Source organism: Streptococcus sp. 2022WUSS037 (assembly GCF_044427225.1).
GTDB lineage: Bacteria > Bacillota > Bacilli > Lactobacillales > Streptococcaceae > Streptococcus.
In genome coordinates this window covers 1-10,206 of sequence record NZ_JAOTGJ010000046.1, presented here as the reverse complement: position 1 = coordinate 10,206, position 10,206 = coordinate 1, and the positions used below count along the sequence as shown (strand labels likewise).

13 protein-coding genes and 1 pseudogene are annotated in these 10,206 nt (G+C 39.6%); 6 read left to right on the top strand and 8 right to left on the bottom strand.

Features of this window, described 5'->3' with window-relative positions; all coding sequences use genetic code 11:
- The 5 genes from ODU55_RS10890 to ODU55_RS10870 form a co-directional block, all read right to left on the bottom strand.
- Window positions 1-100, bottom strand: a 100-nt coding sequence (locus ODU55_RS10890; RefSeq protein WP_398582816.1) for a hypothetical protein, incomplete at its 3' end; no start/stop codon positions are given.
- Window positions 101-122: 22 nt separating this feature from the next.
- The gene (locus ODU55_RS10885; protein ID WP_398582833.1) at window positions 123-668 is read right to left on the bottom strand and encodes a hypothetical protein; all 546 of its coding nucleotides are present in this window, start codon (window positions 666-668) and stop codon (window positions 123-125) included.
- Window positions 669-780: 112 nt separating this feature from the next.
- Window positions 781-1,089: a DUF1827 family protein gene (locus ODU55_RS10880; RefSeq protein WP_002938710.1), complete on the bottom strand. Its 309-nt coding sequence runs from the start codon at window positions 1,087-1,089 to the stop codon at window positions 781-783.
- Between the two features lie 54 nt (window positions 1,090-1,143).
- Complete coding sequence (locus ODU55_RS10875; RefSeq protein WP_002938708.1) at window positions 1,144-1,605, bottom strand: NUDIX hydrolase; 462 nt, start codon at window positions 1,603-1,605, stop codon at window positions 1,144-1,146.
- Between the two features lie 184 nt (window positions 1,606-1,789).
- Window positions 1,790-4,018 (bottom strand): AAA family ATPase, encoded by a 2,229-nt coding sequence (locus ODU55_RS10870; RefSeq protein ID WP_398582832.1) that lies wholly within the window; start codon window positions 4,016-4,018, stop codon window positions 1,790-1,792.
- A 222-nt stretch (window positions 4,019-4,240) separates the two neighbouring features.
- Between ODU55_RS10870 and ODU55_RS10865 the strand changes: the two genes are divergently transcribed.
- The 5 genes from ODU55_RS10865 to ODU55_RS10845 all read left to right on the top strand — a co-directional run bounded on the left by ODU55_RS10865 (window position 4,241) and on the right by ODU55_RS10845 (window position 7,769).
- Window positions 4,241-4,471, top strand: a complete 231-nt coding sequence (locus ODU55_RS10865; protein ID WP_002938704.1) for a DUF1797 family protein — start codon at window positions 4,241-4,243, stop codon at window positions 4,469-4,471.
- Window positions 4,472-4,596: 125 nt separating this feature from the next.
- Complete coding sequence (locus tag ODU55_RS10860; protein WP_002938702.1) at window positions 4,597-5,286, top strand: amino acid ABC transporter permease; 690 nt, start codon at window positions 4,597-4,599, stop codon at window positions 5,284-5,286.
- The gene (locus tag ODU55_RS10855) at window positions 5,279-6,013 is read left to right on the top strand and encodes an amino acid ABC transporter ATP-binding protein (protein WP_002943067.1); all 735 of its coding nucleotides are present in this window, start codon (window positions 5,279-5,281) and stop codon (window positions 6,011-6,013) included. Before ODU55_RS10860 ends, ODU55_RS10855 begins: the two co-directional genes overlap by 8 nt.
- Window positions 6,014-6,246: 233 nt before the next feature.
- The gene (locus ODU55_RS10850; protein ID WP_105146486.1) at window positions 6,247-7,095 is read left to right on the top strand and encodes a bifunctional methylenetetrahydrofolate dehydrogenase/methenyltetrahydrofolate cyclohydrolase; all 849 of its coding nucleotides are present in this window, start codon (window positions 6,247-6,249) and stop codon (window positions 7,093-7,095) included.
- A 242-nt stretch (window positions 7,096-7,337) separates the two neighbouring features.
- Window positions 7,338-7,769 carry a YSIRK-type signal peptide-containing protein gene (locus ODU55_RS10845; protein ID WP_398582831.1) on the top strand — a complete coding sequence of 144 codons (432 nt, stop codon included), beginning with the start codon at window positions 7,338-7,340 and terminating at the stop codon, window positions 7,767-7,769.
- 123 nt (window positions 7,770-7,892) lie between these two features.
- On the opposite strand, the gene ODU55_RS10840 is transcribed toward ODU55_RS10845, so the two are convergent.
- Both ODU55_RS10840 and ODU55_RS10835 read right to left on the bottom strand, forming a co-directional pair.
- Entirely contained in the window at window positions 7,893-9,056 is a 1,164-nt protein-coding gene (locus ODU55_RS10840) for a tyrosine-type recombinase/integrase (RefSeq protein WP_398582830.1), read from the bottom strand.
- Window positions 9,057-9,150: 94 nt separating this feature from the next.
- Window positions 9,151-9,696 (bottom strand): helix-turn-helix domain-containing protein, encoded by a 546-nt coding sequence (locus tag ODU55_RS10835; RefSeq protein ID WP_024406006.1) that lies wholly within the window; start codon window positions 9,694-9,696, stop codon window positions 9,151-9,153.
- Between the two features lie 142 nt (window positions 9,697-9,838).
- Here ODU55_RS10835 and ODU55_RS10830 point away from each other — a divergent pair, with 142 nt between their 5' ends.
- Window positions 9,839-10,024 carry a hypothetical protein gene (locus ODU55_RS10830; RefSeq protein WP_398582829.1) on the top strand — a complete coding sequence of 62 codons (186 nt, stop codon included), beginning with the start codon at window positions 9,839-9,841 and terminating at the stop codon, window positions 10,022-10,024.
- Between the two features lie 65 nt (window positions 10,025-10,089).
- Here the strand turns inward: ODU55_RS10830 and ODU55_RS10825 are convergent.
- Window positions 10,090-10,206: pseudogene (locus ODU55_RS10825) on the bottom strand (IS630 family transposase); the annotation flags it as partial.

The following is a 10,206-nucleotide window of genomic DNA, read 5'->3' as shown; positions in this document are numbered from 1 at the left end:
AGGTTTCTGTATGAGGTAGGTCCAAACTTTGCTTCATACTGTTTTTCCCATCTCGAATCCGAATCAGATAGAACCAGCCTTTTTCTTGGCAATGAGCCATCAAATTATAAGATTCATACCCCCTATCGGCCACAATGAGTGCTTGTTCGAAAGGGAGAATTCTCCATCATGTCAATCAGAGCTTGTCGTTCATCAACATCTCGTCTCTTTTGAACCAAGGCATCACAATAGAGCTCACTTTCTAAATCAAATAGGGCATTTAAGTGTAGGAGATTATAGGCTTTTCCACCTGTTTTTGAAGGAAAATGAGAGGCGGTGTCCTCAGGAATGGCTGGAATATGGATATCTGATCCATCTACAGCCAGAATAGGAAGTTCTGTTTTTGGAAGAACAGCCTGTGTAAAATTTTTGAAGAGATCTTGAAAGGCTTGGTGCTTAATTTTATACCGATTTTGAACAAAAGCAACTTTAGAAATTGGAAAATTTTGATTGATGAGTTCTTTTGATAGCGTTTGACCGCCCATGTTTAGGATAGCGGAAACCATTTGTTGGAAGGAACATTTTCTGGAACGGGTAAAGTCTTTATCTGGTTGGACAACATAAGAAGAACTGTTCGATGAGAGTTGTGAGATGCAAGATTCTAGGATTGTTTGAATAGACTGAACCATGGGAAAACTCCTTTTTGATTTTAGTCTATCACTTTATCGAAAAATAAAAAGACCCTATCCAATAAAAATTGGAGTAGGATCCTTAACTTAATGACATTGTCCAATTGGCTTCTTACACTTCTGCGATAATGGGAATAGACATTTCAATCAAACGGTCTGTGTGAATCGTTTGAATGGCAGCCTTGTTAATAGTTCGTTCATCAATTTTTCGATGAAGGAAGAAATCACGAATTTGCTCGATTTCATTTTGTTGTACTGCACGGTATTTATTACTGATCAAGAGTTCATAATGACGGGGTGCCTGTGTGAAAATAACGTCTGTATTCCCTGCAGAATAAGTCTCTACTAGGAAAGCATCAGTATTAGCCAACTGGCTTTGGACAAGATTGGGATGACTATTTGTCGTGTTAATGATTTTCATGTGGAACCTCCTCTATCTCTTTGGCTACATTATAGCACGATTAGAGTGTTTTTACTAGTTATTGAATGAATTTTCTTGCAATTTCCATTGTTCAATGCCCCATTTGTGACTACCACGTTTGAGTTTATCGATGGCTTCATTGACTGGGAACCAGGCAATATGGTTGAAATCTTCTAGTGGTTGTCCTATTTGATGGTAGCTAGTTACTTCATAGATGTAGGCTGGATTATAGAAATGGGTATCGCGGTGGCTAGAGTAGAAGTATTCGTCAGCCTGACCAAAGTATTTTCCGATTTCAGCGGTGAATCCAAGCTCTTCCATCAATTCGCGCTCCAAGGCAATGAGGTGATTTTCTCCCTTTTCAATTTCTCCACCAGGAAGAAACCAAGCTCCGTTTGGTGCTTGAACGAGTATGATTTGTTCTTTCTTTTCATCTGGGATAACTGCGTAAACACCAAAGCGACTCTGGTAGCTGACGCCAGCCTTCTTTTCTCCAAATACAGCGATTTTCTCCATAGGCAATTCTATCCTCTTTCATAATTGGAATGAGTTGTATACATTATACCACTTTTTTATTATTTTTCCTTGTGATAGGCTTTACAAAGTAAAGTTTTTTTATAGGATGGAGATGGGGAAAATTTAGAAAAATAGAGTATCAAAACAGTAAAATAGGCTACTCGTAGGGAGCAGCTCTATTTTCTTATTTTGTCTTTGTTTGTGCCTTGATTTGAATTGTACCTTTACTTGACATGACAGCACGTAGGTCTTTTTCTGCTGGATGTTCTAAGTAGAAGTCTGTGATTGCATCTTCAATCTGATCTTGAATGGTTCTGCGGAGTGGACGAGCTCCCATCTTAGGATCGTAGCCAAGGTCCACTAATTTCTCCTTAACTTTATCTGTTACATGGAGGCTGATGCCATTGTGAGAAAGGCGTTTGTTTACATCGTCTAGCATGAGGCTGACGATTTCAAGTAGGTTTTCCTTGCTCAGTGGTTGGAACTCAATAATGCCGTCAAATCGGTTCATAAATTCAGGTGTGAAGAAATTGCTAAGTTGGCCAAGGACTGATTGAGTCCGACCTTCCATAGCCGCACCAAAACCGACACTTGCTTCAACTTTTCCAGTACCAGCATTTGATGTCATGATGATGATGGTATCTTTGAAGCTGACTGTCCGCCCTTGTCCATCTGTCAGACGCCCATCGTCTAAGACCTGAAGGAACATGTGCATGACATCTGGGTGGGCTTTTTCAACTTCGTCAAGGAGGATGAGTGAGTAAGGATTACGACGGACTTTTTCAGTCAATTGTCCAGCCTCCTCATAGCCTACATAGCCTGGAGGAGCTCCGACGAGTTTAGCTACAGCGTGTTTTTCCATGTATTCGGACATGTCGAAGCGGATCATGCTGTCAGCCGAACCGAAGAGTTCGATAGCTAATTGTTTAGACAATTCGGTTTTACCGACACCTGTTGGTCCGACAAAGAGGAAGGAGCCAATGGGACGATTTGGAGCACCGAGACCGACACGATTACGGCGGATGGCTTTAGCAATCTTGTCAACGGCTTCATCTTGTCCGATAACATGGGCTTTTAAGTCACTAGCGAGGTTCACAAGCTGGGACTGTTCCTTTTCTTTTAAATCACCAACAGGGATATTTGTTTTTTGCTCAACGATGGCCTCAATTTCTTTTTCAGTAATGAGTGGAATATCTTCTTCGCTGATAGTTGCCTTTTGCATCTCCTTGTACTTAGCAATTTGGTCACGGAAATAGGCTGCTTTTTCATAGTCCTCATCCCGTGTAGCTTGTGCCTTACGATTTTCGGCATCAATCAGGCGTTGGTCAATTTCCTTTGGATCAATAAAGTTGAGGGTCAAATTCATTTTTGAACCAGCTTCATCCAGAAGGTCAATAGCTTTGTCTGGGAGGAAACGGTCTTGAATGTAGCGGTTGGACAGTACTGCGGCAGCTTCGATAGCAGCATCAGAGTATTTAACATGATGGTAATCCTGGTATTTATTTTGGATACCTTTGAGGATGGTAATGGTTTCTTCGACACTTGGTTCTTCAACTTTTACAGGTTGCATACGGCGTTCTAGGGCGGCATCTTTTTCGATAATACGGTACTCGTTGAGCGTTGTTGCACCGACTAGTTGCATTTCACCACGTGCGAGGGCTGGTTTGAGGATATTGCCTGCATCCATGTTACCATCGCCTGCAGATCCAGCACCGACAATTTCGTGAATCTCGTCAATAAAAAGAATGATTTCGCGACGATTACGGATTTCTTCCATGAGTTTTTGCATGCGTTCTTCAAATTGTCCACGGATACCTGTTCCTTGTACGAGGCTGACAACATCTAGACGAATGACTTCCTTGTCTCGTAATTTTTGTGGGACATCGCCATCGACAATTTTTTGAGCCAAGCCTTCAACAACCGCTGTTTTACCTACACCAGGCTCACCGATAAGAACAGGGTTGTTTTTTGTACGACGGTTGAGAATTTCGATGACACGGGTAATTTCTTGATCGCGACCGATTACTGGATCAATATCCCCACGACGGGCAATTTCGGTAACGTTGATACCAAATTCTTCAAGGAGTCCATTTGGTTGTTGGGGTTGTTGCGGAGGAGGGGTTTGTCCACCACGTCCATTATGCCCACCGGCTTGAGTGGGAGGAGTCTGTTCGCGATTTTTTCCGGCAGGGGTATTGCCAGGATAGCCACCTAGGTGATTGAAGAATTCACTAAAGGGATCCATATTGTTAGGATTTGTTAAATCTCCTAAGCCTTTTAGGATGGCATTATTTGGGTCTGTTTTCATGATTTGGTAGCAGTTGTGACAGAGGTCTACCTGCTGCTGTTTACCGTTTAAGTTGGTGTAGAGATGGATCGTTGCGTCGTTGATATTACAATTTTTGCAGAGCATAATTCTACCTCTTTCTGTGAAAAATGTGACCTATTGTTGAATAGTCAAAAAAGGTCAGTTCTAACTTTATTATAACAAGATTCATAGAAAAATCAAGAAACTGCTACGCTTGGAAAAACTTTCTATGAAAAATAGGGCGATAGGAAGAAAATAGGGAAAAAATAAGACTTTTTTGGCAATATGTGGTAAAATATTCCTATAAAAAGGATTAGGAGAACGAATATGGAATCACATTTGGTGAGAATTATCAATCGTCTGGAAGCTATGGCTAATGACGGCGGTACGTTGAAACGTAATTTCGAACGTGATGGTATTGTTGTTGCAGAAGTGGCTTATAGCTATGACGAGGAAAATGGTTCAGTATTTACCTTGCGTGATGTTGCTGCTCGTGAAACGTACGCGTTTGATAGCATCGACTTGATTGCAATGGAAATCTATGAGCTATTGTACTAAGAAGAAGTGAGAGGCACCTAAGGGTGCTTTTTTCTTATGTAAAATGAATATTATAAACAAAAGTATTGCATAAATATTCAAAAATGGTATAATAGACTCTAAATGACAGAATTGGAGTAAGATGAATGAATTTTTCTTTTTTGCCTGAGTATTGGGCTTATTTTAATTATGGGGCAATTGTTACCCTCATTATTGCATTTTTCTCAGTATTTTTTGGTAGTATTTTAGGTGTGTTGCTTGCCTTTGCTCAGCGTAGTAAGTATAAAGTGTTAGCTTGGACTGCCAATATCTATGTCTGGATTTTCCGTGGGACACCGATGATTGTCCAGATTATGATTGCTTTTGCTATGACACATTTTGTAGCACCAACTTTTCAGCTAGGAATTTTGACGGTTGATTTGACACGCTTGATTCCAGGTATCATTGTTATTTCGATGAACTCGGGTGCCTATGTATCTGAAACTGTTCGTGCAGGTATTAATGCTGTACCAAAAGGACAGTTGGAAGCTGCTTATTCGCTTGGTATTAGACCAAAGCAGGCCATGCGTTACGTTATCATGCCACAGGCTATCAAGAATATTCTTCCAGCCTTGGGAAATGAATTTGTGACTATTGTTAAGGATAGTTCACTTTTGTCAACCATCGGTGTGATGGAATTATGGAACGGTGCTCAGACAGTTCAATCCACTTCTTATATTCCTTTAACACCACTTGTATTTGCAGCGAGCTATTATCTAATTATGACAACGGTGCTAACAGTGATTATTCAGTCGTTTGAGAAAAAGTTGAACAAGGGAGGGCAGTTCCATGTCTAATGCAATTATTTCTATCAAGGATTTACATAAGTACTTCGGAAAGAATGAGGTTCTAAAAGGAATTGATTTAGATATTCAACAAGGTCAGGTAGTCGTTATTATCGGTCCATCAGGGTCAGGGAAATCGACTTTCTTACGTACAATGAACCTCTTAGAAGTACCGACCAAGGGAACTGTTACATTTGAAGGTGTTGATATTACTGACAAGTCAAATGATATTTTCAAGATGCGTGAAAAGATGGGAATGGTTTTTCAACAGTTCAATCTTTTTCCGAATATGACGGTATTAGATAATATTACTTTATCACCTATTAAAACAAAGGGAATTGCAAAGGATGAGGCTGAGAAGAAGGCTAAGGAATTACTTGAAAAGGTAGGATTGCCAGATAAGGCGAATGCCTATCCACAAAGCCTTTCAGGTGGTCAGCAACAGCGGATCGCTATTGCACGTGGTCTGGCCATGGACCCAGATGTCCTACTTTTTGATGAACCGACCTCTGCGCTAGACCCTGAAATGGTTGGTGAAGTTCTTGCTGTTATGCAGGATTTGGCTAAGTCAGGGATGACCATGGTTATCGTGACTCATGAGATGGGATTTGCGCGTGAGGTAGCTGACAGGGTTATCTTTATGGATGGTGGTGTCATCGTGGAGGATGGAACGCCTGAAGAAGTCTTTGAACATACCAAGGAAGAACGGACTAAGGATTTCTTGTCTAAGGTCTTGTAATATAGTCATTTAGTTTTTCTTTTATTACTTCGTTAACTCGCTTTGCCGTACTCCAGTACTGTCTGCAGCTCGTTGCCTAGTACTAAAAGTAAACTAAAAGACTATAAATGAACAAATAAGTACGACTCCGATATTGTTCGGAGTTTTTTGCTACATGCTATATTCTACTTTGTACAAGTATAGTCAGTCGGAGAATTTTAGGGTATAATAGAAAAAACAAAAGGAGTGTAGGTATGACGGTCATTGATGGGAAAGCACTAGGTGTAAAAATGCAGGCTGCCTTGGCAGAGAAAACTGCTCGATTAAAAGAAGAAAAGGGTTTGGTACCAGGTCTTGTAGTTATTTTAGTTGGCGAAAATCCTGCTAGTCAGGTTTATGTACGGAATAAGGAGCGGTCAGCTCTAGCTGCTGGATTCAAGAGTGAGGTTGTTCGCGTTCCAGATACGATTTCTGAGTCAGACTTGTTGGATTTGATTGAGCGCTATAATCAGGATGATGAATGGCATGGTATTTTGGTGCAATTGCCCTTACCAGCCCATATCAGCGAGGAGAAGGTCTTGTTGGCCATTGACCCAGATAAGGATGTGGATGGTTTTCATCCGACTAACATGGGGAAATTCTGGTCAGGTCATCCTGTCATGATTCCATCTACCCCAGCAGGAATTATGGAAATGTTCAAGGAATATCAGATTGAGCTGGAAGGGAAGTCAGCTTTAGTTATTGGTCGTTCTAATATTGTTGGTAAACCGATGGCACAGCTGTTATTGGATGCCAATGCTACTGTAACGATTGCGCATTCTCGTACCAAAAACTTGCCAGAGCTTGCTCGTCAGGCCGATATTCTTGTTGTTGCCATTGGTCGTGGTCATTTTGTGACCAAGGAATTTGTTAAGCCAGGTGCCGTGGTGATTGATGTTGGTATGAATCGTGATGAAAATGGCAAGCTAATCGGTGATGTCAAATACGATGAGGTATCAGAAGTTGCTAGTCATATTACCCCTGTTCCAGGTGGAGTTGGTCCGATGACCATTACCATGCTCATGGAGCAGACTTACGAGGCTTGTGTCAGAAGTGGGAAATAATTATCTGAAATATCAGCTATGTGGTGTAGCTGGTATTTTTTATTTTGGGAGTGGGAAGACGAAATCAGAGAAGTGGTATTGGGCTTGAGCCCAGCTTTGTTTTGAGGCATATTCTTAGGAATGAGCATGGGCAGATTAGATAAAAAACAAACGAAACATAATACTATGTGAGATTGGTTTTCTATAATTAGAGTAGGCACTGTGTGTATTGAGTATTAAATGATAGAAAACAAGGAGAAAAAATGAATAGACAGACTGAAATTTTTTCGTTGAGAAAGAGTAAGGTTGGATTAGCTTCTATTATGATTGCGCTTATGTGGTGTGGAACAGGTGTGGGAGCAGTTGCAAAAGCTGATGAAACAGCTATTATGAGTACAGAAATCGAAGCCAAGGTAACGGAGACGCCACTTGCTATTGAGGAAGAGCTGGTAGAAGATTCGGATAGAAAAACAGAAAAGGAAGAAGCTACTGAGGTAGAAGTGAAACCGACGGATGCTAGTCTTCCTGACAGCGAGAAAAAGGCTAAAGAAAGCATCTTGAAAATCGATCCTGTTCATGCTGGTGATAAGCAAATTTCAGGTCAGACTATTCCTGGAGGATATGTATTTATTTCTGTGGATGGTGAAGCGATTACTTCCTTAGAAAATAATCTCTTTACGAGGTTAAGGGCTTAAAAGCCTTGATATTAAGCACTTTGGGGCATCATCCCAAGGTGCTTTTTTAGAATTTACTACCCTTTGTACTACCCCTAGTGAAAATTAGGTATAGTAAGAGGGTAACCCAAAATTGGGCAACCCTTATAAACTATTGATAGCTGTTTCATAATTTGAGACAGCTTTTTTTGCGTTTTCTTGGTTAGTGTGCCAATAAACATTTTCAGTCATCATCAAGTTAGAGTGTCCTAGTCTGTATTGTACATCTTTGGGGCTAGCTTGAGCGTAGAGCATCATTGTCGTATGTGTATGACGAAAACCGTGGAATGATACATTAGTCACGCCAGCTGCCATAAAATGTTTATTTAGGCGCTGTCTTAACTTACAAGCATAGGCATATTTTTCTGTAAATACAGAGAATACAACCGTTTCAGACCGTCCTAGTTGCCATGATTGCATTTGTTGCCGGTTTTTGTATTGCTTGAGCATAAGTAACGTAGCATTATCTATTGGTATATCACGATAACCAGCGCTTGATTTAGGCGAGTTTATCTCTTGAAATCTGTTGAGTGTTTTGTTAATGCTGATAATACCATTGTCTAGGTCAATATCAGACCATTCAAGAGCTAGAGCCTCACCGATACGGCAACCAGTAGCTAACAAAGTCTTGTATAAGACAACATCAAACAGGTTTTCATAGTTTGATTGGTCTAAGGTATCGAGATAATCAAGAAATTGTTTCAACTCTTTGTTATCTCGATATTTTACACCAGCTTTTTCTTTTTGTTGCTTACGTGGCACGATAACATCATTAGCTGGGTTATATGTTATCACTTGCATAGAAACACCGTATTTCAAAATACGCTTATTCATGTTATGGAGTAAGGAGTAGTTAGCAAACGCCCCTTTTTGCCCAGTATTAGCTTTCTCAGCCCATTTGTTTACTTGCTGTTGAATAATAGGTGTCGTTAGCTTAGATAGCTTGTAATCGCCAAATACAGGCAGTAGATGCACTCTAACCACGCCTTCCATAGATTGGCGTGTGTTTGGTTTAACGGTGTTTTTGTAACTATCCCACCAAACTTTTACAAGCTCTTTATATGTGGTAATTGTCGGCTTGTCTTTAACTGTATAGCCGTTAGCAGCAAAAGCATTGATAGCATCACGAGCTTTTACTCTAACCCCCTTTTTAGTGGTTGCTGTAACAGTTGTACGGGCTTTCTTGCCCGTTAGTTGGTCAACGCCTAGATAGACACTAGCATAGTAAACTTTTTGACCGTTCTTTTTGATTTTATCTTTGATATTCATGTATTTGTACCTTTCTTTCCATCAGCAGGCAAGGCGCGTGGTTATGTTAGGTATTTATACATGAATGATAGTTATTATTTAACAATTAAGTATGCTACTTATTTTCGAAGTAGTTTTTGAAATGTTCAAGTTCATGCTTCATTGTAATATTTTTGATTTGAATATCTTTTAGTTTTAACAATGCTTCTGATGAAGTTTCTAATTTAGTTATCTCACCAGCTAAAGCTATTAAAAACTCACTTGTCTCTTCTAGTGAAAACTTTTTATCAGGATTTAAGGAGTTTACAACATTATCTAACTGTTCATTAGCGCCAACAATTGATGATTTATATACTTTCAAGTAATGCTCATATTGTTCATCAGTCTTTTGTATGGCAGTTGGCAAAATTTCATATAAAGCGCTATTAATTTCTTTTTCATAGCCTAAAAGATAGCTTAGCGGCACTTCAAAGTAATCTGCAATTAACCTTGCAACATCTGGTTTGATAGAATGTTTTCCATTTTCCCAGTTGGAAATATTCATTTTAGAAATGGGCTTCTTTCCATCTAAAAGCCTTAAGTTTAATTGGTCAGCTAGTTCTTGTTGAGTTAGATTTTTACTTAATCTTAAATCTTTCAAGTTATTTTTTATATTGGTCATATTCACCACCTCAAACATGAGTATAACATACAAAAAATGCTCTTGTAAAGAATTTTTATATTTCTTGTTGATAAGTAAAGAAAAGTTTTATAAAATAAAGTCAAGTAAAGAAAAACCTTACAAAAACAAGAGGAGGTAAACTATGATTATAACTGAGCTACAAGCAAAAGCCGTACGCCGTAAGCAAGCGGATAGCATGCTAACAGCCAAAGCGACAGCGCAAGCTATCGGTATTAACCCAATCACTTATAAAAAAGTGGTACAGGGGGGAACTGTTAAGAAAACAGTTTATGCAAAAGTCATGGAATGGCTAGCAAAAGATTATTAAAGTTCAAACAAAAAAAGCCATGTACAGGCGACCAAACCAACATACACGGCTAAGAACAAATATAGTCAATTGAAACAAGAGTAGGACAAAAGTGCCTCAAGAAAAGTATTGCAATTTGGTAATACTTTTCTGAGGTGTTTTTTGATGTGAGCCCAGATTTTCTCGATGGGATTGTACTCAGG